At 61.0% G+C, this 24,773-nt stretch carries 21 protein-coding genes; 5 read left to right on the forward strand and 16 right to left on the reverse strand.

Annotated elements, in window-relative coordinates:
• Nucleotides 1–8 precede the first annotated feature (8 nt).
• From OH720_RS26610 to OH720_RS26630, 5 genes are all read left to right on the forward strand, one after another.
• On the forward strand, nucleotides 9–686 hold the full coding sequence (locus tag OH720_RS26610; RefSeq protein ID WP_007998286.1) for a heavy metal response regulator transcription factor: 678 nt from the start codon (nucleotides 9–11) through the stop codon (nucleotides 684–686).
• A complete protein-coding gene (locus OH720_RS26615) occupies nucleotides 676–2,040 on the forward strand; it encodes a heavy metal sensor histidine kinase (RefSeq protein WP_272603493.1) in 1,365 nt (454 codons plus the stop codon). The genes OH720_RS26610 and OH720_RS26615 overlap by 11 nt, the downstream gene beginning before the upstream one ends.
• A 1,153-nt stretch (nucleotides 2,041–3,193) precedes the next feature.
• Nucleotides 3,194–3,415 (forward strand): hypothetical protein, encoded by a 222-nt coding sequence (locus OH720_RS31720; protein WP_336299058.1) that lies wholly within the window; start codon nucleotides 3,194–3,196, stop codon nucleotides 3,413–3,415.
• A gap of 163 nt (nucleotides 3,416–3,578) precedes the next feature.
• Nucleotides 3,579–4,931 (forward strand): OprD family porin, encoded by a 1,353-nt coding sequence (locus OH720_RS26625; protein ID WP_442967232.1) that lies wholly within the window; start codon nucleotides 3,579–3,581, stop codon nucleotides 4,929–4,931.
• A 149-nt stretch (nucleotides 4,932–5,080) separates the two neighbouring features.
• Nucleotides 5,081–6,574 carry a sensor domain-containing diguanylate cyclase gene (locus OH720_RS26630; protein WP_272603496.1) on the forward strand — a complete coding sequence of 498 codons (1,494 nt, stop codon included), beginning with the start codon at nucleotides 5,081–5,083 and terminating at the stop codon, nucleotides 6,572–6,574.
• A gap of 57 nt (nucleotides 6,575–6,631) precedes the next feature.
• Here OH720_RS26630 and lpxC read toward each other — a convergent pair whose 3' ends face one another.
• The 16 genes from lpxC to mraZ form a co-directional block, all read right to left on the reverse strand.
• Nucleotides 6,632–7,543: a UDP-3-O-acyl-N-acetylglucosamine deacetylase gene (gene lpxC / locus OH720_RS26635; protein ID WP_008060300.1), complete on the reverse strand. Its 912-nt coding sequence runs from the start codon at nucleotides 7,541–7,543 to the stop codon at nucleotides 6,632–6,634.
• Between the two features lie 112 nt (nucleotides 7,544–7,655).
• Complete coding sequence (gene ftsZ / locus OH720_RS26640) at nucleotides 7,656–8,849, reverse strand: cell division protein FtsZ (protein WP_008060299.1); 1,194 nt, start codon at nucleotides 8,847–8,849, stop codon at nucleotides 7,656–7,658.
• 78 nt (nucleotides 8,850–8,927) lie between these two features.
• A complete protein-coding gene (ftsA, locus tag OH720_RS26645) occupies nucleotides 8,928–10,187 on the reverse strand; it encodes a cell division protein FtsA (RefSeq protein WP_008060298.1) in 1,260 nt (419 codons plus the stop codon).
• Between the two features lie 15 nt (nucleotides 10,188–10,202).
• Nucleotides 10,203–11,069 carry a cell division protein FtsQ/DivIB gene (locus tag OH720_RS26650; RefSeq protein WP_272603497.1) on the reverse strand — a complete coding sequence of 289 codons (867 nt, stop codon included), beginning with the start codon at nucleotides 11,067–11,069 and terminating at the stop codon, nucleotides 10,203–10,205.
• A gap of 4 nt (nucleotides 11,070–11,073) precedes the next feature.
• The gene (locus OH720_RS26655) at nucleotides 11,074–12,039 is read right to left on the reverse strand and encodes a D-alanine--D-alanine ligase (protein ID WP_272603498.1); all 966 of its coding nucleotides are present in this window, start codon (nucleotides 12,037–12,039) and stop codon (nucleotides 11,074–11,076) included.
• Nucleotides 12,036–13,496 carry a UDP-N-acetylmuramate--L-alanine ligase gene (gene murC / locus OH720_RS26660; RefSeq protein ID WP_272603499.1) on the reverse strand — a complete coding sequence of 487 codons (1,461 nt, stop codon included), beginning with the start codon at nucleotides 13,494–13,496 and terminating at the stop codon, nucleotides 12,036–12,038. Before murC ends, OH720_RS26655 begins: the two co-directional genes overlap by 4 nt.
• Entirely contained in the window at nucleotides 13,489–14,559 is a 1,071-nt protein-coding gene (gene murG, locus OH720_RS26665; protein WP_272603500.1) for an undecaprenyldiphospho-muramoylpentapeptide beta-N-acetylglucosaminyltransferase, read from the reverse strand. The genes murC and murG overlap by 8 nt, the downstream gene beginning before the upstream one ends.
• Entirely contained in the window at nucleotides 14,549–15,766 is a 1,218-nt protein-coding gene (gene ftsW, locus OH720_RS26670) for a putative lipid II flippase FtsW (protein WP_008060279.1), read from the reverse strand. The genes murG and ftsW overlap by 11 nt, the downstream gene beginning before the upstream one ends.
• A complete protein-coding gene (gene murD, locus OH720_RS26675) occupies nucleotides 15,763–17,109 on the reverse strand; it encodes a UDP-N-acetylmuramoyl-L-alanine--D-glutamate ligase (RefSeq protein WP_180205326.1) in 1,347 nt (448 codons plus the stop codon). The genes ftsW and murD overlap by 4 nt, the downstream gene beginning before the upstream one ends.
• A 6-nt stretch (nucleotides 17,110–17,115) precedes the next feature.
• Complete coding sequence (gene mraY / locus OH720_RS26680) at nucleotides 17,116–18,198, reverse strand: phospho-N-acetylmuramoyl-pentapeptide-transferase (protein ID WP_015096766.1); 1,083 nt, start codon at nucleotides 18,196–18,198, stop codon at nucleotides 17,116–17,118.
• Entirely contained in the window at nucleotides 18,198–19,565 is a 1,368-nt protein-coding gene (locus OH720_RS26685; protein WP_272603501.1) for a UDP-N-acetylmuramoyl-tripeptide--D-alanyl-D-alanine ligase, read from the reverse strand. Before OH720_RS26685 ends, mraY begins: the two co-directional genes overlap by 1 nt.
• The gene (locus OH720_RS26690) at nucleotides 19,558–21,021 is read right to left on the reverse strand and encodes a UDP-N-acetylmuramoyl-L-alanyl-D-glutamate--2,6-diaminopimelate ligase (protein WP_272603502.1); all 1,464 of its coding nucleotides are present in this window, start codon (nucleotides 21,019–21,021) and stop codon (nucleotides 19,558–19,560) included. The genes OH720_RS26685 and OH720_RS26690 overlap by 8 nt, the downstream gene beginning before the upstream one ends.
• Nucleotides 21,021–22,760, reverse strand: coding sequence for a peptidoglycan D,D-transpeptidase FtsI family protein (locus tag OH720_RS26695; protein ID WP_177325076.1), 1,740 nt, complete (start codon nucleotides 22,758–22,760; stop codon nucleotides 21,021–21,023). Before OH720_RS26695 ends, OH720_RS26690 begins: the two co-directional genes overlap by 1 nt.
• Nucleotides 22,760–23,053, reverse strand: a complete 294-nt coding sequence (ftsL, locus tag OH720_RS26700; protein ID WP_008060267.1) for a cell division protein FtsL — start codon at nucleotides 23,051–23,053, stop codon at nucleotides 22,760–22,762. The genes OH720_RS26695 and ftsL overlap by 1 nt, the downstream gene beginning before the upstream one ends.
• Complete coding sequence (rsmH, locus tag OH720_RS26705) at nucleotides 23,050–23,997, reverse strand: 16S rRNA (cytosine(1402)-N(4))-methyltransferase RsmH (RefSeq protein WP_008060265.1); 948 nt, start codon at nucleotides 23,995–23,997, stop codon at nucleotides 23,050–23,052. The genes ftsL and rsmH overlap by 4 nt, the downstream gene beginning before the upstream one ends.
• Nucleotides 23,994–24,449, reverse strand: coding sequence for a division/cell wall cluster transcriptional repressor MraZ (mraZ, locus tag OH720_RS26710; RefSeq protein WP_008060263.1), 456 nt, complete (start codon nucleotides 24,447–24,449; stop codon nucleotides 23,994–23,996). Before mraZ ends, rsmH begins: the two co-directional genes overlap by 4 nt.
• Nucleotides 24,450–24,773: the final 324 nt, after the last annotated feature.

The following is a 24,773-nucleotide window of genomic DNA, read 5'->3' on the forward strand; positions in this document are numbered from 1 at the left end:
GCGGGGTCATGCGCGTCCTGATTATCGAAGACGAAGAAAAAACCGCGGACTATCTGCACCGCGGCCTGACGGAACAGGGTTACACCGTGGACCTGGCCCGCGATGGCGTGGAAGGCCTGCACCTGGCGCTGGAAAGCGACTACGCGGTGATCGTCCTCGACGTCATGCTGCCGGGCCTGGATGGCTTCGGTGTATTGCGCGCCTTGCGTGCGCGCAAGCAAACCCCGGTAATCATGCTCACCGCCCGCGAACGGGTTGAAGACCGCATCAAGGGCCTGCGCGACGGTGCCGACGATTACCTGGGCAAACCATTTTCCTTCCTCGAACTGGTGGCACGCCTGCAGGCGCTGACCCGGCGCAGCGGTGGCCACGAACCGGTGCAAGTGAGCATCGCCGACCTGTGGATAGATTTGATCAGCCGCAAGGCCACACGTGGCGGCACGCGCCTGGACCTGACCGCCAAGGAGTTCTCGCTGCTCAGTGTGCTGGCCCGGCGCCAAGGCGAAATCCTCTCGAAAACCGCGATTGCCGAAATGGTCTGGGACATCAATTTCGACAGCGACGCCAACGTCGTCGAAGTCGCGATCAAGCGCCTGCGGGCCAAGCTCGACGGGCCGTTCGAAGAGAAACTGCTGCACACCATCCGTGGCATGGGTTATGTGCTGGAGAGCCGTGGTGTCCAGTAATTCGATTGCGCTGCGCCTAAGCGGAATGTTCACGCTGGTAGCGCTATTGGTGTTCCTGTTGATCGGTTGGGCGCTCTACCAACAGGTCGACAAAGGTTTGGGATTGTTGCCCGAAGCCGAACTGGACGCGCGCTACAGCGTGCTCGAGTCCACCGTCGGCCGCTACGGCACGCCCGAGCACTGGGTGAAGATCAACAACAAGCTCAAGCTGCTTGGCGAAGAAGACAAGCGCATCAGTTTCTGGATCGTCAGCGGCGATCCGCACTACGAATACGGCAATCCGACATCGACCATCCGTGCCTTCGCCGTGGGACCGCTGGGCACGCGCGACATGCAACTGGCGGATCACCCCTACCCGCTGAAAGTGCTGGTCAGCCAATTCCCGGCCAAGGACCAGCGCCCGCCCCTGCGCTTCATGATCGGTATCGATACCGAAACGTTTTACCATACCCAGCACCAGCTGCTGATCGCCCTGATCAGCCTGGCGGTTATCGGCGTGCTGATGGCCTCGGCGCTGGGTTACTGGGTGGCGCGAATCGGCCTCAAGCCGTTGATCAAGCTGTCTCAAGAAGCCCAACGCCTGGCCCCTCCATTGCGCTCAGGCCGCTTGCGGATGTCATCGCTGCCCCCGGAGCTGAACCAGTTCGTCGACTCGTTCAACTCGACACTGGAGCGGGTCGAGCAGGCCTACTCGCGCCTGGAGTCATTTAACGCCGATGTCGCCCATGAACTGCGCTCGCCGCTGACCAACCTGATCGGCCAGACCCAGGTCGCCCTCACACGCGGGCGTTCGGCAGAGCACTATTTCGAGGTGCTGCAATCGAACCTTGAAGAGCTCGAGCGACTGCGCTCGATCATCAATGACATGCTGTTCCTGGCCAGCGCCGACCAGGGCAGCAAGGCCACCAAACTGACCTCCACCTCGCTGGCGGAAGAAGTGGCCACGACCCTGGACTACCTGGATTTCATTCTCGAAGATGCCCAGGTACAGGTTCAGGTCAGCGGCGATGCCCTGGTACGAATCGAGATCGCCCACCTGCGCCGGGCCTTGATCAACCTGTTGAACAACGCCGTGCAGCACACCGGCCCCGGGCAAGTCATCGAGGTGCGAATCGAAGCGGGCGAGCACCAGGTCAGCATCGGTGTGGCGAACCCGGGCGTGCCGATTTCCAGCGAGCATCTGCCGCGCCTGTTCGAGCGTTTCTACCGGGTCGATGCCTCGCGCAGCAACAGTGGCAACAACCACGGGTTGGGCCTGGCCATCGTCAAGGCGATCGCACTGATGCATGGCGGCGATGTGTTCGTGCGCAGCGACCATGGCATGAACACCTTTGGCATGCATTTGCCTGTCTGATCCTCCCCTTGCCCCTCCCTCCCGAAAACAGGCCGGCCGGTAGACCGCCTCGCTTTTTGGCTGTTGCTGTTGCTTTAGCTTTTGATCTTCTTGCCCCCTCACGCCATGAGCCTGTCCGTCAACCTGTGACTACCTCCATCGGTGCCCCTACCAACGTTGATCCATGCCGCCTCAAAGCCTCTGGGAGATTGTTGCCTGAGTACATATCCATTGCTGCGGTAACGACCACTTATGGTTTCGCCCTTACGGCGAGTCCCTTTTTCAAACGCCAAAAAGGAACCAAAAGGCTTTGCCCCACCACTTGGTGCCTCGCTAGGGCTCGGCATGCCCTCACTCCGGCATTGCTCCGTGGGTCGCCGCGATGGGCCATCCATGGCCCAGCGCGGCTAAACCGGCGTCCTGCCGGTTTCCCCACTGCGCAATGCCTGCGTTCGGCCATCTTGGTTAATGGGGCACCCAAATCTACAGCCAAAGCGAGGCGGCCTTAAAGCCGACCTGACTTTTGCAGATACCCCAATCCCCTGTAGGAGCCAGGCTTGCCGGCGAACCAGACGCTGCGGTGTATCTGTTGTACCGCGTTATCGTTCTTCGCCGGCAAGCCTGGCTCCTACAAAGGGAACGCGTACGGCTCCCGATCAGGTCGGCTTTAAGGCCGCCTCGCTTTCGCGTTTGATCTTGATCTGGCTTTTGATTTTCTTGCCCCCTCGAGAGGCCGAGTGGAGGTTCTGCGCAGTGGGTAAACCGGCATGGATGCCGGTTTAGCCGCGCTGGGCCATGGATGGCCCATCGCGGCGACCCACGGAGCAGGACCGGAGCGAGGGTATGCCGAGCCTTAGCGAGGCACCGAACGCCAGGGGTAAGAGCCCTTGGTTACTTGGGGCTCTTCCAAGTGACTCGCTGTAAGGGCGAAACCCTAAGTGGCCGTTACCGCAGGAATGGATATGTACTCCGACAAAAATAAAGGTCGGCTATCAGGACGCCTTCGCCGGCAAGCCTGGCTCATACAAAAAATCTTTCCCACGCGCTGTGTCGGAAGCTCGATCTTTGCTCTTTGCGTAACAGTCCTTTCATGAATCCGCTCTTTTTCCTTTCCCCCAAGCCCCTTATCTTTGCCCGCACCAAACAGCACTTGCCAAGCAAGAAGGTTTAAAAGATGTCCAACAGTATGGGTATTGCCAGCGCTTTCGTTCTGTCTTCTCTGTTCCTGTCTCCGTTCGCCATGGCTGAAGAGTCGCAGGCTTTCGTCGCGCAAAATACCGCACGAGCCGCTGCGTACGAAGAGCACCAGATCGAGATGACCGCCAAAGCCCAGGAGACCACCCAAGCCCCACAAGCGTCGAGCATCCAGGCCAAACAGGCTGAGAAAGACAGCTGATTTACGCGCATCGCTCCAGTTTCCCTCGACACTTTTCATCGGCTCTTCCCAATGAAAAGTTGTCTTCAAAGCCGCTGCCATCAGCGGCTTTTTTTCGTTGAGTTTTTACAACCTGCTGCGCCCTCCCCGCCAAAAAAAAATTGCTGTGACTGCAAGAAAAGTGATGTATCCAGCTGACCCAGGAGCTTTACCCCACGTGCGTTTCCCATTCAGTACATCTGCGCTGTTCGTTGCAATCGCTGCAACGATGGCCGCCAATGCTCACGCCACCGATGATTCAACCGCCCAGGGTTTCGCCGAAGGCGCCAGCCTCACCCTCAACGCACGCAACTACTACATGAACCGCAATCGCCAGCAGCAGGCCGACGACAACATTGAATGGGGTCAAGGCTTTCTGGGCATCTTCGAGTCGGGCTACACCGAAGGCAACGTCGGCTTCGGTTTCGACGCCCACGCCATGCTCGGGCTCAAGCTCGACGGTGGCGGCGGCACGGACAATTCGAGCATCCTCCCGGTCAGCGATGGCAACGGCAAGGCACCGGGCTCGTTCTCCACTGCGGGCGGTACCCTGAAAATGCGTGCCTTCGATACCGAATTGAAGGCCGGCGACCTGTTTCTCGCCAACCCGGTGATTGCCGGCGGTGAAACCCGCATGCTGCCGCAGACCTTCCGCGGCGTCAGCCTGACCAACCATAGCTTCGACGGCTGGCTGATCGAAGGCGGTCAAGCGAGCTTCACCAAACCGTACAACCAAAGCGGCCATACCCGCATCGGTACGTCCTACGGCACCCTGGCCGAGGGTGATGAGAGCCGGCATCTCAACTGGGCGGGCGTGGCCTGGAGTGGTCTGCCAGGTTTGACCAGCAGTCTGTATGCCGCCGAACTCAAGGACATCTGGAACCAGTACTACTACGACCTGGACTACACCTATGCGCTCAACGAGGTGGTCAGCCTCAACCCGGGCCTGCACTTCTATCACACCCAGGACACGGGCGATGCGCTGCTGGGCCACATCGACAACAACACCTACAGCCTGCATTTCACCGTCGGCGTCGGCAATCACAGCGTCACCACCGCTTACCAGCGGGTCAACGGCAACACCCCGTTCGACTACATCAGCCAGGGCGACAGCGTCTTCCTCGACAACTCCCAGCAATACTCGGACTTCAACGGCCCGAACGAACGCTCGTGGAAACTCAAGTACGCCTATGACTTTGTCGGGCTCGGCCTGCCGGGGCTGACCTCGGCGCTGTCCTACTCCCGCGGCAAGCTGGACCTGACCAAGGTCGATCCAGACAGCCCAGGGTACAGCGCGTGGTACAGCGCCGCCGGCAAAAACGCCAGGCACTGGGAACGCGATATCGAACTCAGGTACGTGGTCCAGGCCGGCCAGGCGAAAAACCTCGCGCTGCGCCTGCAATGGGCAACCAACCGGGGCGGCAACGGGTATGGCGCACTGGACCAGGACACCGACGAGTACCGGGTGATTTTCGACTACCCGCTCAATGTCTTCTAAGCTTCAGTAAACAAAAGGCCGGCAGGTTTTGCTGGCCTTTTTTTTTATCCGGAGTGCGCAGGGATGCTGTGGATGTGACGGGTGTCCGGGACGCTGCCCGATTCTTGTAAAAGAATGTTCCCGACGCCTAGAAAGCAGAAGCCAGAATCATGAGCGAGCGCAGCGCGACATTTCACCCAACAACCCCATCAACGCGTTCCGAGCGATTGGTGATTGTCGGCAGCGTGTTGATGGTGATCGCCATCCTCGGCATCGTGGCGTTCCTGCTGGTGCGTGAGCGCGCCAATGCCGAACTGTCAGCCAGCCGCTCCGCCGCCAACATCGTGCAATTGATCGAAGCCGACGTCTTGCGTAACGTCGAGCTCTATGACGTCTCCTTGCTCGGCTTGATCGCGACCTCCCGACGTGAAGACCTCATGCAGGTTTCCCCGCAGATCCGTCATCTGGCCTTGTTCGATCGCGCCACCGCGGCACCCTACAAGGGTGACATCCTGTTGCTCGACCAGCAGGGCAACGTGGTCGCCGACTCGGCTTCGCGAGAACCCAGGACGGGCAACTTCGCCGACCGCGAATACTTCCAGTCCCACGTGAACAACAGCGACCCGAGCATGTTCATCAGCCGCCCTTTTCGCTCCCGGCTGGCAAACAGCGAATGGCGCATCAGCTTCAGTCGCCGGATCAGCGGCGCCCAGGGCGAGTTCCTCGGGGTCGCCGAAGCGGCCATGCGCCTGAGCTACTTCGAGCAACTGTTCAACAGCTTGAACATCGGTCCTGACAGCTCGATAAGCCTGATCAACAAGGATGGAATTCTGCTGGCCCAGGTGCCTCGCCTGGGCGAAGACCTGACCGGCGCGGACTTCAGCAACCGCCCCAATTTCCAGCGTATCGTCAAGGAAGGTAACGGCAGCTTCAGCAGTGTCTCGGCTCGCTATCAGGACCAGCGGCTCTATACCTTTTCCCAGGTTGGCAATCTGCCGCTGATTGTCATCGTAGCGCTGTCGGGCGCAGAGGTGTTTGCTTCGTGGCAACGCACGGCGATAGGGGTCAGCGTGGCCACGGTAGCCCTGTGTGCGTGCCTGCTGTGGCTGACCTGGTTGCTCTGCCGCGAACTGCGCCTGCGCCACCATGCCGAGCTGGAACTGGCGCAACTGGCCGCTACCGATGCCTTGACCGGCCTGGCGAACCGCCGCACGCTCGACCAGACGTTGCGCCATGAGTGGTTTCGCGCGCAGCGTTCCGGTAAGCCACTGTCGCTGCTGATGATCGACGCCGATCACTTCAAGGCCTTCAACGACCGCCATGGCCATCAAGCCGGTGACGAGGCTTTGCGCGCGGTGGCCAATGTGCTGCGCACCCACGTACGGCGACCTGCCGACCTGGTCGCGCGCTACGGTGGCGAGGAGTTTTCGGTGGTCCTGGCGGAAACCGACATGGCGGGCGCACAACAGATCGCCGAGCGTATTCGAGAAGCGGTCGAGCAGTTACCGCCGATCGACGGCGCCGACTCGCCGATTACCGTTAGCATTGGCATCAGTACCTGGAATGCCTGCGCCGACATCAACCTGGAGGTGCTGATGTTTGCCGCGGACAAGGCGTTGTATCAAGCCAAGGAGACTGGACGTAACCGGGTGGTAGCGCTGTAGGGGCATAAAAAAAGGCCACCCGAAGGCAGCCTTTAAAAAACTAGAGAGGTTTTTTACTTACACGGCCGCAACAGGACGCATGTAAGAGATCGGTGCGGTGCTGGCATCTTCGAACGTCACGACTTCCCAGGCGTCTGTCTGCTCAATCAACTTGCGCAGCAGCTGGTTGTTCAGTGCGTGGCCGGACTTGAAGCCCTTGAACTCACCAATCAGGCTATTGCCCAGCAGGTAGAGGTCACCAATTGCATCGAGGATCTTGTGCTTCACGAATTCGTCTTCGTAGCGAAGGCCGTCTTCGTTCAGTACACCATCGGCGTCGACCACAATAGCGTTTTCAACGCTGCCGCCGAGCGCGAGGTTGTGCTTGCGCAGGTACTCGATGTCACTCATGAAACCAAAGGTACGGGCGCGGCTGACTTCTTTTACGAACGAAGTGCTGGAAAAATCCACGCTTGCACTTTGTGTGCGGTCACGGAAAACCGGGTGATCGAAATCGATCTCGAAGCTCACCTTGAAACCTTCGAAAGGGACGAAAGTGGCGCGCTTGTCGCCGTCTTCCACCGTCACTTCGCGCAGGATGCGAATGAACTTCTTGGCGGCGTCCTGTTCTTCCAGGCCAGCCGACTGAATCAGGAATACGAAAGGTCCAGCGCTGCCATCCATGATCGGTACTTCGGACGCGGAGAGCTCGACGTAGGCGTTATCGATGCCCAGGCCAGCCATGGCCGAGAGCAAGTGCTCCACCGTATCCACTTTGACGTCACCGTTGACCAGCGTGGTCGACATGGTGGTTTCGCCAACGTTTTCTGCACGTGCAGGGATCTGCACCACAGGATCGAGGTCGGCACGACAAAACACAATGCCGGTGTCGATCGGCGCAGGCTTGAGGGTCAGGTATACCTTCTCCCCGGAGTGCAGACCTACACCTGTGGCACGGATAATATTTTTCAGTGTGCGTTGTTTAATCATGGCTTGGGCCGCTTCAGCGCAAATTGCGAACTGGTATCAACAAAGGCTGGCGATGATAGCAGACCACGCCTTTGCTGAACACCAATCACCTTCATAGCCCTGATACATTTCATCAATCGGCCTGACGACGCAGGAAGGCCGGGATGTCCAGGTAGTCCAGATCATCTTGCGGATTCATCTTCGCGGCAGCCGCAGCACCGGCCTGGGCCTGGTTGCGCATGACGGTCGGACGGTCCAGGTCACGGTAGTTAACCGCTGGAGCTTCCTGACGAACAGGGGCCTGTTGTTGCGGCTGGGAAGCCATCGACGTGTGCACGGTATTGTCGATGATCTTCACCGGCTTCTCGATTTTAGCGCCCAAACCGGTCGCAACGACAGTCACGTGCAGCTCATCGCGCATGTCCGGATCGATCACGGTACCGACCTTGACCATGGCGTGCTCGGAAGCGAAGGCTTCGATGATGCTACCCACGTCGGAGTACTCACCCAGGGACAGGTCAGGACCGGCGGTGATGTTGACCAGGATGCCGCGTGCACCTTGCAGGTTCACGTCTTCGAGCAACGGGTTGCGAATGGCCGCTTCGGTGGCCTCGCGTGCACGGTTCGGACCGCTGGCGCAGCCAGTGCCCATCATCGCCATGCCCATTTCGCTCATCACGGTGCGTACGTCGGCAAAATCGACGTTGATCATGCCCGGACGCTTGATGATGTCGGAGATACCGCGAACGGCGCCGGCCAGTACATCGTCAGCCTTGGCGAAAGCCGACAGCAGGCTGGCGTCCTTACCGAGGATGGTCAGCAGCTTCTCGTTGGGAATGGTGATCAACGAGTCGACGCTTTCCGACAGCAGGCGGATGCCTTCGTCGGCGAGCTGCATGCGCTTGCGACCTTCGAACGGGAACGGACGGGTCACCACCGCAACGGTGAGAATGCCCATTTCCTTGGCCACTTCAGCAATGATCGGCGCAGCACCGGTACCGGTACCACCGCCCATGCCGGTGGTGATGAACACCATGTTGGTGCCCTGCAGGACTTCGGCAATGCGCTCACGGTCTTCGAGAGCGGCCTGACGACCTACTTCAGGGTTGGCACCGGCGCCCAGACCTTTGGTCACGCTGGTACCCAGTTGCAGGATGGTCCGCGCGCTGATGCTCTTGAGCGCCTGGGCATCAGTGTTGGCGCAGATGAACTCGACGCCTTCAATGTTGCTCTTGACCATGTGATTCACGGCGTTGCCGCCGCCACCGCCTACACCGATAACTTTAATAACCGGGCTTGCGGGGATGTTGTCTACGAGTTCGAACATTTTCCCTCTCCTTTACGTTCTCTAGTTTTTTCGCCTACTGCCTGTATCTACAACGGTGTAACGGTGTTGCGGTAAATCTTAGAAATTGCCCTGGACCCAGCTCTTGATGCGATCGAGCAAGGCACCTTTGGGTTCTTCGTTGCTGAAGCTGTCGCGGCTGCCGATACCCGAGAACGAGATGCCGTCGGATTGCTTCTGCAGGCCGTACATCAACAGGCCAACGCCCGTGGAATAAATCGGGTTGCGCACTACGTCATCCAGGCCCTTGACGCCATGGGGCACGCCCAGGCGAACCGGCATGTGGAAGATTTCCTCGGCCAGTTCCGTGGCGCCTTCCATCTTCGCCGTACCGCCGGTCAACACGATGCCGGCCGGGATCAGGTCTTCGTAGCCACTGCGACGCAGCTCGGCCTGGATCAGCGTGAACAGCTCGTCGTAACGCGGCTCGACCACTTCGGCCAGGGCCTGGCGGGACAGCTCGCGCGGCGGACGGTCGCCGACGCTCGGGACCTTGATGGTTTCACCGGCACCCGCCAGTTTGGCCAGGGCACAGGCATAACGAATCTTGATTTCTTCGGCGTACTGGGTCGGGGTGCGCAACGCCATGGCGATGTCGTTGGTCACCTGGTCGCCCGCGATCGGGATCACCGCGGTGTGGCGGATTGCGCCTTCGGTGAAGATCGCGATGTCGGTGGTGCCGCCACCGATGTCCACCAGGCACACGCCCAGCTCTTTCTCGTCATCGGTCAGCACCGAGTAGGCGGATGCCAGCTGCTCGAGAATGATGTCGTCGATTTCCAGGCCGCAGCGGCGCACGCATTTTTCAATGTTCTGTGCGGCGTTGACGGCGCAGGTGACCACGTGGACCTTGGCTTCCAGACGCACACCGGACATGCCCAGTGGCTCGCGGACGCCTTCCTGGTTATCGATCACGTAATCCTGCGGCAGGGTGTGCAGCACCCGCTGGTCAGCCGGGATCGCCACGGCCTGGGCGGCGTCGAGTACGCGCTCAAGGTCGGCGGAACTGACTTCGCGATCACGAATCGCCACGATGCCGTGGGAGTTCAGGCTGCGGATATGGTTGCCCGCCACGCCGACAAATGCCGAGTGGATGCGACAGCCAGCCATCAGCTGCGCTTCTTCGATGGCGCGCTGGATCGACTGCACGGTGGACTCGATGTTCACCACCACGCCTTTCTTCAGGCCACGGGACGGATGGGTGCCGATCCCGACGATTTCCAGCGTGCCGTCGTCCGCGACCTCGCCGACCAGCGCCACCACCTTGGAGGTGCCGATATCGAGACCGACGATCATTTTGCCGCTTTGCACGTTTGCCATGGGGTCCTGCCTCTCTTAATTCTTCGCGACAGCGGGTTGGGCTGTCGTCGGCGCTACTGGTTCGCGCCAGCCAACGGCGAGGCCGTTGGCGTAGCGCAGATCGATGCGCGCAATGTTCGTAATCTGCTCTTTGAGCGTCTTGTCATAGATGGCAATGAAACGGCGCATCTTTTCCACCAGGTTGCCGCGTCCGAGCAGCAGTTCGATCCCGGGCCCGGCACTGCCAGGACCGGTCGTCAGGAACCAGCTGCCTCGCTCGCGCAACTCCAGGCGCGCAATCGAGAAGCCCAATGGCCTGAGCAACTGGCTCAGTACCTGATATTGCTGCATCACCTGCTGTTGGGCCCGCTGTGGACCAAACAACTGCGGCAAGTGTTCGTAATTGGCCAGTTCGCGCGGGGTAAACGCCTGACCCTGGTTGTTGAGCAGCGATTCGTCGCCCCAACGGGCCACCGGCAGTTGTTCCTCCAGGCGAATCACCACCTGGTCCGGCCACACCCTGCGCACTTCGGCGTGGGCAATCCATGGCATCGTTTCAAGCTCGGTGCGCATGCTCTCCAGGTCGATGGTGAAGAAGCTCGACGCCACGAAAGGGGCGATTCGCTGCTGCACCGCTTGCTGGCTGATGTAGCTCAGGTCGCCCTGCACCGCGATCTTGGTGATCGGCCGGTCGGCGTACGGCAGCAAACGCTGCGCGCCTTCATAAGTACCGAACCCCAACGCGACCAGCAGCACTGGCCAGAACAGGGCTTTGAGCACACCGAAGTTGGCTTTCGGCAGGCGCGCGGACATCGGCTCTTTGGCCACCATTCGGCTGGCACCCCGCGGCACCGGCTTGCGGCCGGGTACGGGTGGCTGATGTCTCAACTGTGCGCCTTGCATGGTCTTAACCCCGCGGCTGTTGCTTGCCGAAGCTCTCGGCCAGAATGGCCAGAACCAGTTGCTGGAAATCCAGACCGGCAGCACGGGCCGCCATCGGCACCAGGCTGTGATCGGTCATACCCGGTGCCGTATTGACTTCCAGGAACCAGAACTGCCCCTCGGCGTCCTGCATCACGTCCGCCCTGCCCCAACCGGCGATCCCCAAGGCTTCACAGGCTTTCGCCGTGAGGTCCATGAGTTCCTTTTCCTTGGTGCTGTCCAGGCCGCACGGAATGCGGTATTGGGTATCGTTGGCGATGTACTTGGCGTCGTAGTCGTAGAAACTGTGCGTCGTGCCCAGGGCGATTGGCGGCAACACCTGGTCACGCAGGGTGGCGATGGTGAACTCCGGACCTTGAATCCATTGCTCGACCAACACTTGCGAATCGTAGGTACTGGCCGCTTTCCAGGCGTCGATCAATTCAGACGCGGAACTCACTTTGGCCATCCCGATACTTGAACCTTCATGGGCCGGTTTGACGATCAAAGGGAAGCCCAGTTCCGTCGCCGCCGAAATACAATCGGCTTCGCTGCTCAGCACCGCGTGACGTGGCGTCGGAATGCCCAGGCTGTGCCAGACCTGCTTGGTGCGCAGCTTGTCCATGGCCAGCGCCGAGGCGAGGATGCCGCTGCCGGTGTAGGGAATCCCCAGGCACTCGAGCAGGCCCTGCATGCTGCCGTCTTCACCGCCACGGCCGTGGAGGATGATGAAGGCGCGGTCGATCTTTTCGTTCAGCAGACGCTGCAGCAGGTCATCGCCGACGTCGAGGCCGAACGCGTCCACGCCTGCACTTTGCAGCGCATCGAGAACGGCATTGCCCGACTTCAGGGACACTTCGCGTTCGGCACTCTTGCCGCCGAACAGCACGGCGACGCGGCCGAAATCTTTCGGCGCGACGGTGCTGGCGAGGTTGGCGTAGGCAGCAATCATTTCAACTTCCCCTCGACCGGTGCGACAACCGCACCGGCGAACAACTCACTTTTCAACAGTTTCGGTGCGAGACCGCCGATATCACCGGCGCCCTGGCACAGCAGGATATCGCCGGCACGCAACAACGGCTTGACCAGCGGCGCGAGGTCGACACCGCGCTCGATGTAGATAGGGTCGAGCTGGCCGCGCTGGCGGATGCTGTTACACAGCTTGCGGCTGTCGGCACCGGGGATCGGCTCTTCACCGGCCGGGTAGACTTCCATCAGCAGCAGGACGTTGGCGTCGGCCAGTACATTGACGAAGTCGTCATACAGATCGCGGGTACGGCTGTAGCGGTGCGGCTGGTAAACCATCACCAGGCGACGTTCCGGCCAGCCACCGCGCACGGCCTTGATCACCGCGGCGACTTCGGTCGGGTGGTGACCGTAGTCGTCCACCAGCATTACCTGGCCACCGTCCACTGGCAGTTCGCCGTAAACCTGGAAGCGTCGGCCAACACCCTGGAACCCGGACAGGCCCTGGACGATGGCTTCATCGCTGACGCCCTCGTCGGTGGCGATGCAGATGGTTGCCAGGGCGTTCAATACGTTGTGGTTGCCCGGCATGTTCACCGACACATCCAGGGGCTCGCGGTCCGGGCGCAGCACGGTGAAGAACGTCTGCATGCCTTGCTGGCGCACATTGATGGCGCGAACGTCGCAGTCTTCGCCGAAACCGTAGGTGACGGTCGGACGCTTGACCTGCGGGAGGATTTCACGCACCACCGGATCGTCCAGGCACATCACCGCCAGGCCATAGAAAGGCAGGTTGTGGAGGAACTCGACGAAGGTTTTCTTCAGTTTGTTGAAGTCACCGTCGTAGGTCGCCATGTGGTCGGCGTCGATGTTGGTGACCACGGCCACCAGCGGCTGCAAGTGCAGGAAACTGGCGTCGCTTTCGTCGGCTTCGGCGATCAGGTAGCGGCTGGTGCCGAGCTGGGCATTGGTGCCCGCGGCATTCAGGCGGCCACCGATGACGAACGTCGGGTCCAGGCCACCCGCTGCGAACACCGAGGCGATCAGGCTGGTGGTGGTGGTTTTGCCGTGGGTACCGGCAACGGCGATGCCGTGGCGATAACGCATCAGCTCGGCCAGCATTTCTGCCCGCGGCACCACCGGGATCCGGCGTTCCAGCGCGTTGGCGACTTCCGGGTTGGAGGTGTTCACGGCACTGGACACCACCAGCACGTCGGCGGCGGCAGCGTTCTCGGCGCGGTGACCGATGAAAATCTGCGCGCCAAAAGATTCCAGGCGCTCGGTGACCGGCGACGCCTTCAGGTCCGAACCGGACACTTCGTAGCCCAGGTTCAACAGCACCTCGGCAATCCCGCACATGCCCACACCACCGATCCCGACAAAGTGGATGCGACGGATGCGGCGCATTTCCGGTTGCGGCATGGCTTTCTGATTCTCAACCATGGGCCACCTCCAGGCAGGTATCGACCACGTTACGGGTGGCATCGGGTTTGGCCAGGCGGCGGGCCGCAGTGGCCATATCGTTGAGTCGTTGTGGTTGCATCAGGACCTCTGTCAGGCGCGCGGCAAGATCCGCTGCACCGGTCGTTCTTTGTGGCATCAGGAAGGCAGCGCCTTCACGGGCCAAATAATCGGCGTTGCGGGTCTGGTGATCGTCGATCGCGTGGGGCAACGGCACCAGCATCGAGGGCAGACCGGCGGCGGCCAGTTCACTGATGGTCAGCGCACCTGCGCGACACACCACCAGGTCGGCCCAGCCATAGGCTTGGGCCATGTCTTTGATGAACGGCTGCACTTGCGCCTCGACGCCAGCCGCGAGGTAGCGCTGCGCAGTCACTTCATCGTGGTTTTTGCCGGCCTGATGGAACACGTCCGGGCGCAGGTCGACGGCGACTTGCGACAGGGCTTCAGGCAGCAGCTTGTTCAACGGTTCTGCGCCCAGGCTTCCGCCCAGGATCAGCAAACGCGCCTTGCGACCGGCCAGGGCTGGTCGCGGTGTTTCGAGGAACAGCTCGGTGCGCACCGGATTACCGGTGGTCCGACGGCCGCTCGACAGGGTAAAGGTGTCGGGGAACGCTTCACAGACCCGGGCGGCCAACGGCACCAGCAACCGATTGGCGGTACCCGCCACGGCGTTCTGTTCGTGAACGATTACCGGCACGCCGGCCAGTTTGGCTGCGACACCGCCAGGACCGGTCACATAACCACCAAAGCCCACCACGCAAGCCGGCTGCAAACGACGAATGATCGCCCGCGCCTGCCAGACCGATTTGAGCAACATGAACGGCGCCTTGAGCAGGGACAACTTGCCCTTGCCGCGCAAACCGCTGGCGTTGATCCGGTGCAGCTCGATACCGGCCGCCGGGACCAGCTCGTTCTCGATGCCGCGCGGTGTGCCCAGCCAGTGCACGGTGTAGCCGCGGGACTGGAATTCGCGGGCACAGGCCAGTGCGGGGAACACGTGGCCCCCGGTGCCGCCGGCCATGATCAATACGTTAGCGCCCATGGTTCGGCTCCTCGGCGAAGTCGCTCTCATGGAACTCCATCTCTTCGCTGCCCAGGTGGGTTCGACTCTCCCACTCGATGCGCAGCAACAAACCCAGACAGGCACAGCAGATCACCAGCGAACTGCCGCCATAGCTGAGGAACGGCAGTGTCAGGCCCTTGGTCGGCAGCAGGCCGACGTTCACGCCGATGTTGATCAGGAATTGACCGATCCACAGGAACGACAAACCGTAGGCGACATAGGCGGCGAAGAACTGCTTGGCCTTCTCGGCCCACAAGCCGATGTACATGCCGCGGATACAGACGAAGACGAACAGCGCCACGGTGCACAGGGAACCCACGGCACCCAGCTCTTCGGCCAGGACCGAGAACACGAAGTCGGTGTGGGCTTCGGGCAAGTAGAACTGTTTCTGCACGCTGTTGCCCAGGCCGACACCCAGCCATTCGCCGCGACCGAAAGCGATCAACGCCTGGGACAACTGATAGCCGGCACCGAACTGGTCGGCCCACGGGTCAGCGAAGTTGGTCAAACGCGCCATCCGATACGGCTGCATCTGGATCAACAACACCACTGCCCCGACCGCCAGGACGACCATCAGGGAAAACCGGAACAGCCCGACTCCGCCGAGGAACAGCATCGCCGCCGCCGCGCCCATCATCACCACGGTGGCACCGAAGTCCGGCTCCATCAGCAACAGGCCCGCCATTGGCAACAGCACGATGAATGGCTTGAAGAAACCCATCCAGCTTTCGCGCACTTCTTTCTGGCGACGCACCAGATAACCGGCGAGGTAGATCACCACGAACACCTTGGCGATCTCGGAAGGCTGGACGTTGAAAAAACTGAAGCCGATCCAGCGCATCGAACCGTTAACCTCACGGCCGATCCCCGGAATGATCACCATCACCAGCAAGCCGAATGCACCCAGCAGCATCAACCAGCCCAGGCGCTGCCAGGTCGCGATCGGGATCATCATCGTGACGATGCAGGCACCCAGGCCCAGCACCACGTAGATAAGGTGGCGAATCATGTAATACAGGGCGCTGCCCGACTGGACCGCCGCCACTTCGGTGGAGGCCGATGCAATCATGACCAGTCCCAGGCCGAGCAGCGTCAGGCAACCGGCGAGCATGGGGAAGTCGAGGTCAATACCGCGCCCGGTGATGAGCGGCGATGGGTACGGTTTGATGATGCCTCGAAGACTCATGCCAGTTCCTCCACAGCTTGGACGAACTGGTGACCACGGTCTTCGTAGTTCTTGAACATGTCGAAACTGGCGCACGCCGGCGACAGCAGCACCACGTCGCCCGGTTGCGCAGCGGCGCGGCATTGCTCCACGGCTTCGACCAGGGACCCTGCACGAATCAGTGGAACGGCATCGCCAATGGCCTGGCCGATCTTGTCGGAATCGCGCCCCATGAGGATCACGGCGCGGCAGTTGGCCGCCACCGGATCACGCAGGTCCTTGAATTCGGCACCCTTGCCGTCGCCACCGGCAATCAGCACGATCTTGCCATCGATGTCCGCACCCAGGCCTTCGATGGCTGCCAGCGCGGCACCGACGTTGGTGGCTTTGGAGTCGTTGTAATAGCCCACGCCATCCAGGTCGCGGACCCACTGGCAGCGGTGCTCGAGACCGGCGAAATTGCGCAGGGCCGACAGCATGGCGTCGAACGGCAAGCCAACGGCGTGACCCAGGGCCAATGCCGCCAGGGCGTTGGACTGGTTATGGGCGCCGCGCACTTTCAATTCGCGCACTGGCATCAGGTTCTGGAATTCGAAGGCCAGGTACTTCTCGCCGTCTTCTTCGCGGATCCCGAAGGCCTTGAAGTCAGGTTTGTTCAGGCCGAAGGTCCAGCATGGCTGGCCCTCGCCCATCAGCGGCCGGCTCAGGGCGTCCTGGCGGTTGACCACAAACTGCCTGGCACCACGGAAGATCCGGTGTTTGGCAAGGTGATAGGCCGGCAGGCCGCTGTAGCGGTCCATGTGGTCTTCACTGATGTTGAGCACGGTCGCCACTTCGGCGTTGAGTTGATCGGTGGTTTCCAGTTGGAAACTCGACAGCTCCATCACGTACAGCTCGACGTCGTCGCCCAGCAAGTCCAGCGCCGGCGTACCCAGGTTGCCGCCGACGGCCACTCGCTTGCCCGCCGCAGCGGCCATTTCGCCGACCAGGGTGGTCACGGTGCTCTTCGCGTTGGAACCGCTGATAGCCACGATCGGCGCCTTCGCGTTACGCGCAAACAGCTCGATATCGCCGGACAGCTTCACGCCACGGGCAGCGGCGGCCTGCAGGGCCGGGGTCGCCAGCGCCAGGCCGGGGCTCACGTAGAGCTCGTCGGCACGGCACAGGAACTCGACGTCCAGCTCGCCACAACGCACTTCCACCTGCGGATAGTCACGCTTGAGCGTGGCCAGTTCCGGTGGATTTTCCCGCGTATCGGCCACCGCAAACGCCACGCCCCGGTTCGCCAGGAAGCGAACCAGGGACATGCCGCTCTTGCCGAGGCCGACAACGATGCGGAAGTGGTCAGACGCGATCAGGGACACGGGTTTCTACCTCAGTTTCAGGGTGGCAAGGCCGATCAGCACGAGAATCACGGTGATGATCCAGAAGCGGACAATCACGCGTGGCTCGGGCCAGCCCTTGAGTTCAAAGTGGTGGTGAATCGGTGCCATGCGGAACACGCGGCGACCGGTCAGCTTAAAGGACGCAACCTGAATGACGACTGACAGGGTTTCCATCACGAACACGCCGCCCATGATGAACAGGACGATTTCCTGGCGAACGATCACCGCGATGGTGCCCAGGGCTGCGCCCAGCGCCAGCGCGCCGACGTCACCCATGAAGACTTGTGCCGGGTAGGTGTTGAACCACAGGAACCCCAGGCCAGCGCCGATCAGCGCGCCGCAGAACACGATCAGCTCACCTGCGCCCGGTACATAAGGGATCAGCAGGTATTCGGCGAATTTCACGTTACCCGACAGGTAGCAGAAGATCCCCAGGCCACCACCGACCATCACGGTCGGCATGATCGCCAGGCCGTCGAGGCCGTCAGTCAGGTTGACCGCATTGCTCGAACCCACGATCACGAAATAGGTCAGGACGATGAAGCCTGCGCCCAGCGGGATGCTGTAGTCCTTGAGCATCGGCAGGATCAGGGTGGTTTCCACCGGTGTGGCGGCAGTCATATAAAGGAAGATCGCCGCGCCCAGGCCGAACACCGACTGCCAGAAGTACTTCCAGCGACTCGGCAAGCCACGGGAGTTCTTCTCGATCACCTTGCGGTAGTCGTCGACCCAGCCGATGGCACCGAACAACAGGGTCACCAACAGGACGACCCAGACATAACGGTTGCTCAGGTCAGCCCACAACAGGGTGCTGACACCAATCGACGACAGGATCAGCGCACCGCCCATGGTCGGGGTGCCGGACTTGGACAGGTGCGATTGCGGGCCGTCGTTGCGCACGGACTGGCCGATCTGACGGTTCTGCAGGGTGCGGATCATCCACGGGCCATAGCACAGCGACAAAACCAACGCGGTCAGTACACCGAGAATCCCGCGCAGGGTCAGGTACTGGAAGACCGCGAAGCCTTTGTAGAACTGTTGCAGATACTCCGCTAGCAGCAGCAGCATTAATGTTTCTCCAGACTGGCACCGCACAAAGCGGCAACGATGTTTTCCATCGCAGCGCTGCGCGAGCCCTTGATCAAAATGGTGGTGTTTGTGTCTTGCTCAGCGCCCAGAGCCTTGATCAGTTCAGCTTGCGTGCTGAAGTGAAATGCTTGGGGTCCGAAGGCGTTGACGGCGTGAATCATCATCGGCCCAACGGCGTACAACGCAGAAACCTTGTCACGGGCGTACTCGCCCACGTCGCGGTGACCCTGCTCTGCCCAATCGCCCAGCTCGCCGATATCCCCGAGCACCAGGACGGTGCGACCGGAAAAGCCGGCCAGTATATCAACGGCAGCGCACATGGAGGTGGGGTTCGCGTTATAAGTGTCGTCGATCACGCGCATGCCATTGCTGGCCAGTTGCGCGACAGTGCGACCCTTGACCGGTTGCACCGCGGCCAGGCCGGTGGCGATGCCGAACAGCGACACACCCAGGGCATGGGCGGCAGCCGCGGCGGCCATGGCATTGGCGACGTTATGGGTGCCGAGCAGGTTCAATTGAACGCGCTCCACACCTTCAGGCGTGTGCAGGTTGAATGCAGGGCAACCGCGAGCGTCGCGGTCCAGATCACTGGCGTAGAAATCAGCACTGACATTACTCAGGGCGAATGTCAGCACCTTGCGCTCGCCGGCGCGGGTCTTCCAGATACCAAAAGCCTTGTCGTCCAGATTGAGAACGGCGACGCCATCGGACGCCAGCCCATCAATAATTTCGCCCTTGGCCTCGACGATTTTTTCTGGCCCGCCAAACTCGCCGACATGGGCGGTCCCGGCATTATTCAGAATGGCCACATGGGGCTTGGTCAGGCCCACGGTGTAGGCAATTTCACCCAGGCGCGAAGCACCGAGCTCGATCACGGCGGCGGTGTGTTCCGGTGCCAGTTCGAGCAGGGTCAAAGGCGCGCCAAGATCGTTGTTCAGGTTGCCACGGGTGGCCAACACCGGCCCGCGAGTGCGCAGGATGCTCGCGAGCATTTCCTTGACCGTGGTCTTGCCGCTGGAGCCGGTGATGGCAGCGACTGGCTGGGTGAACGCCGCGCGATTCAGAGCGCCCAGTTGCCCCAACGCCTGACGGGTATCGCTCACCAGCAATTGCGGCAGCGTGCTGTCGGCGACTTCGCGCTCGACCAGGGCTGCCACGGCGCCTTTGGCCGCGACTTCATTGAGATAGTCATGGCCATCGAAGCGCGGACCGGCCAAGGCAATGAACAGCTGGCCCGGCTTGATCGCACGGCTGTCGATGCTGACGCCGTCGAAGCTCGCATCAGCGGCGATCAACCGCCCATTCAGCGCGCCGGTCAGTTCGCTCAGTTTCAAGGCTTTAAGCATGGGCCACCTCCCAAGCGGTCAAGGCATGATCGGCCTCGACCAGATCGGAAAAGGCATGGCGCTCGCCGTTGATTTCCTGGTAGTCCTCATGACCTTTACCGGCCAGGACAATCACGTCATCCGCCGACGCACCGGCGATCAACTGGGCAATCGCCTGGCCACGACCGGCAACGAAGGTCACTTTATCCACAGCGGTGAAACCGGCACGGATGTCGTCGAAAATCACCGACGGGTCTTCGGTGCGCGGGTTGTCGTCGGTGACCAGTACGCCATCGGCCAGACGCTCGACCACTTCGGCCATCAGCGGACGCTTGCCGCGATCGCGGTCGCCGCCACAGCCGAACAGGCACAGCAGCCGGCCTTTGACGTGAGGGCGCAGGGCCGTCAGGACTTTTTCCAGGGCATCCGGGGTGTGGGCGTAATCGACCACCACCAACGGCTGGGTACCGCCACCCAGGCGCTGCATGCGTCCGGCCGGGCCTTCGAGCTTCGGCAGCACCTTGAGAATTTCGTCCAGGGCGTAATCCAGACCGAGCAAGGCACCAATCGCCGCCAAGACATTGCTCAGGTTGAAACGACCCAGCAACGTGCTGCGCAGGTGGTGTTCGCCCTGGGGCGTGACCAGCGTGGCACGCACGCCTTCGTCGTCGAACTGCGCCTGGCGGCAGTAGAGATAAGCGTTGCTGTCGAGCAGACTGTAGGTGACCAGCCGCGATTCGCGCTTGTCCGCAGCCAATTGCCGGCCGAACTCGTCGTCGAGGTTGATCACCCGGCATTTCAGATCGTTCCAGGCAAACAGCCTGGCCTTGGCTTCGCCATAGGCCTGCATGGTGCCGTGGTAATCCAGGTGGTCGCGGGACAGGTTGGTCATCACGGCCACATCGAATGCCAGCGCGGTGACCCGGCCCTGGTCCAGGCCATGGGATGAGACTTCCATGGCAACAGCCTTGGCTCCGGCCTTTTTCAGGTCGCCCAAGGTCGCTTGCACCGCAATCGGGTTGGGCGTGGTGTGCAGGCCGCTTTCCAGCGCGCCATGAAAACCGCAGCCGAGGGTGCCGACGATGCCGCAGTGCTGGCCCAGCAGATCCAGCGCCTGGGCCACCAACTGGGTCACGCTGGTCTTGCCGTTGGTACCGGTCACACCCACCAGTTTCAGGTGATGGCTCGGTTCGCCATAAAAGCGCCCGGCGATATCCGACAGCTGCGCCGCCAGCCCCTTGACCGGAATCAGCGGCACGTCAGTGATTGGCAGCACCGTGGCGCCTTCCACTTCATAAGCCACGGCCGATGCGCCGCGCGCAAGCGCATCGCCGATGTGCGCACGGCCATCGAATCTGCCGCCCGGCACCGCGAGGAACAAGTCACCGGCGCGTACGTTGCGACTGTCCAGCGCCAATTCACGGATCAACAGATCGTGGCCGGCGTGGGGAAAAATCTTGTTCAGGCTCATGGACATCAGCCGCGCCCTCCATTGGCTTTCGGTGGAACGACCGGCGTTGCGTTCGCTTGTTGGGTAGGTGGCAGGTTGTCCGGGGTGATGTTCATCAGACGCAGGGTGCCGGACATCACACGGCTGAACACCGGCGCAGAGACCAGGCCACCGAAGTAACCGGCCTTGGTCGGCTCGTCGATGACCACCACGATGGCGTAGCGCGGATCACTCATCGGGCCGAAACCGGCGAACAGCGAGCGGTAGGAGTTCTCGGCGTAGCCTTTGGTACCGACCGAGGTTTTACGCGCGGTACCGGACTTGCCGCCCACGTGATAGGCCGGCACCTGTGCACGGAATACTCCGCGCGGCGCTTCGATCACTTGCTGCAGCATGCCTTGCATGGTTTTCGCGACAGCTTCCGGCAGTACCTGGGTGGTTTGCGGTGCTTTGTCGGTTTTGATCAGTGTCAGTGGCGCGAGGCGACCGTTGTTGGCCAGTGCCGAGAAGGCGTGAACCAACTGGATCGCCGTCACGGAAACACCGTAGCCGTAGGACAGCGTGGCGGTTTCAGCCTTGCGCCAGTCACGGTAGTTCGGCAGGTTGCCGACACGTTCGCCCGGGAAGCCGAGGCCGGTATCCTGGCCAAGACCGACTTTCTGAGCGAGACGGAAAATCGTCTCGCCACCGATATCGAACGCGATCTTGCTCATCCCGACGTTACTGGAATTGATCAGGATGCCAGCCAGGTCGAGCACCGGACCTTCACTCTTGGACACGTCCTTGATGGTGTACTTGCCAATCTGCAAGGAGCCCGGATACACCTCGACGGTGTCGCTCGGTTTCCAGCGCCCGGTTTCGATGGCGGCGCTCATGGAAATCGCCTTCATGGTCGAGCCTGGTTCGAACACGTCGATCATCGCGCGGTTACGCATCATCGCCGGCTGCAGGTTGCGACGGTTGTTCGGGTTGTAGGTCGGCTGGTTGACCATGGCGAGGATTTCGCCGGTCTTCACGTCCATGATCACCAGGCTGCCGGCCTTGGCGCCGTTCTCGATGATCGCGTTGCGCAACTCGCGGTTGGCCAGATATTGCAGGCGCAGGTCAATGGACAACGCCAAGGGCTTTCCGGCCTTGGCGTTTTTGGTGACCTGGACATCCTTGATCAACCGGCCGCGCCGGTCCTTGATCACTTGCCGTTTACCGGGGACCCCGGCCAGCCATTCATCGTAGGCTAGCTCGACGCCTTCGCGCCCGTGGTCATCAATGTCGGTAAAGCCGACCATATGGGCGGTGACCTCACCGGCCGGATAGAAACGGCGGAACTCTTCGATCCCGTAGACACCCGGCACTTTCAGGTCGAGTACGGCCTGGCCCTGCTCGGGCGTCAACCCGCGCACCAGATAAATGAATTCCTTGTTGGCTTGTGCCTCAAGACGCTCGGCCAGGGCCTTGGGATCTTGTCCCAGTGCGGCAGCCAGTGCTGGCCATTTTTCCTTGGCCAGTTGCATTTCCTTGGCATTGGCCCACAGGGTGGTGACCGGGGTACTCACGGCCAGAGGTTCGCCATTACGGTCGGTGATCAGGCCACGGTGGGCCGGAATCGGAATATGCCGAACGCTGCGCGCATCGCCCTGGCCTTTGAGGAAGGCACGGTCGACCACTTGCAGGTCAATGATACGCCAGGCGATCGCTGCCACCATGACGCCAAGCAGGCCCAGTACCAGGCGGAAGCGCCATGGAAAAAGAGCGCCTTCGAGTTTCATCATGGCGCCACCATCTGCACTTCGGCGGCGCCGGGAATGCGCATTTTCAGCTGTTCGGTGGCCAGCACTTCGATACGGCTATGGGCGGTCCAGGTGCTTTGCTCAAGAATCAAGCGCCCCCATTCGGCCTGCGCCTTGTCGCGCACGCTCAACTCGTTGTACAGCGCGTTCAGCAACTGGCGGTTCCAGTGTGCGCTGTAGGACACGCCAATGGCCGATACGAGCACGCCAACGAACAACAGCAGCATGAAAAAGCTTCCGCCGGGCAATGGCTTGGCGAAAAGCTTGCTCACCGCAGCTTCTCCGCCACACGCATGACAGCACTGCGCGAACGTGGGTTGGCCTTGAGCTCGGCGTCGGAGGCCGTCTGCGCTTTGCCATGGATTTTGATTTTCGGTTCGAAAGCGACGTGCCGAACCGGCAGGTTGCGTGGCAGGTTGTCGGCTTCGCCTTTGACCAGCTTGCGCATGAACAGCTTGACGATGCGATCTTCCAGCGAATGGAAACTGATGACCACCAGGCGACCGCCCACTTCCAGGCTTTCCAGCGCCGCTTCGAGGCCGGCTTCCAGATCGCCTAGTTCGTTGTTGACGTGAATGCGCAGGCCCTGGAATGCACGGGTCGCCGGGTTCTTGCCCTTTTCCCAGGCCGGATTCGCGACTTTCAGGACTTCAGCCAGATCGGCGGTGCGTTCGAACGGCTTGATATCGCGACGTTCAGCCACGGCACGGGCCATGCGCCCGGAAAAACGCTCTTCGCCGTATTCCTTGAACACCCGGGCGATTTCTTCCACGGGCGCGGTGTTGACGAATTCGGCAGCACTGATCCCGCGAGACGGGTCCATGCGCATGTCCAGCGGCCCATCGTTGAGGAAGCTGAAACCGCGTTCCGGGTCGTCCAGCTGAGGCGAAGATACGCCCAGGTCAAGCAACACACCGCTGACCTTGCCGTTCATGCCGCGCGCGGCAACTTCCGCACCCAGCTCGGCAAAGCTGCGCTGCACAACGACAAAGCGGCCGTCTTCGGCCGCTAGCGTCTGCCCGGTGGCAATCGCTTGAGGGTCTTTGTCGAACCCGAGCAACCGACCATCGGGACCGAGCCGGCTGAGGATCAACCGGCTGTGTCCGCCGCGCCCGAACGTGCCGTCCAGATAGCAGCCATCAGGACGTACGGCGAGAGCCTCGACGGCTTCGTCAAGCAGTACGGTGATGTGGTTAAAGCCGCTATCTATAGTCACAGTATCAATTCACGCAGTTGGTCAGGCATCGCGCCCGGTTCTTGAATAGCAGCCAGGTCAGCGGCAGCAACCGCATCCCAGGCATCCTCGTCCCACAATTGGAACTTGTTGAGTTGGCCTACCAGCATCGCGCGCTTATCCAACTTGGCATATTCACGAAGACGCGGCGGAACCAGAAAACGACCACTGCCATCGAGCTCGAGGTCGACGGCATTACCAATCAATAAACGTTGCAGACGGCGGTTCGCTTCGTGAAGCGAAGGCAGTGCGCGCAGTTTTGTTTCAATAATTTCCCACTCATCGAGGGGGTAAACACACAAACACGGATCAACGGCATCAATTGTGACGATTAACTGACCGGAACTCCGCGAAACCAGCTCGTCACGGTACCGGCTCGGCATGGCGAGACGACCCTTTGCATCGAGACTGATAGCGTTGGCTCCGCGAAACACGTCAGCGTTTCTCCAAATTCTAGCGTTTTTAGCTCAAAAAACCCACTTCATGCCACTTTCCGCCACTTGCGCACACTATAGGAATGCGCCCACTGCACCGTCAAGGCGCGGATCAAAGGAAAACCCTTACAGAACTGAGATTTAGGAGCATAGAGAGGGGAGCAAGCAGGATCAGGCGGATGAAACTGCCCAATAACTTGAATCAGCACGGGAGGCTGCGCTCAGAAGTTAAAGTGATTTATTAAGAGTAAGATTTTTTTGATATTACGAAAGTGATAATGAGGACGTTTGAGAAAGGAGGGAAATTGCCACCATCGAACCCCT

It is taken from the genome of Pseudomonas sp. WJP1 (assembly GCF_028471945.1).
GTDB lineage: Bacteria > Pseudomonadota > Gammaproteobacteria > Pseudomonadales > Pseudomonadaceae > Aquipseudomonas.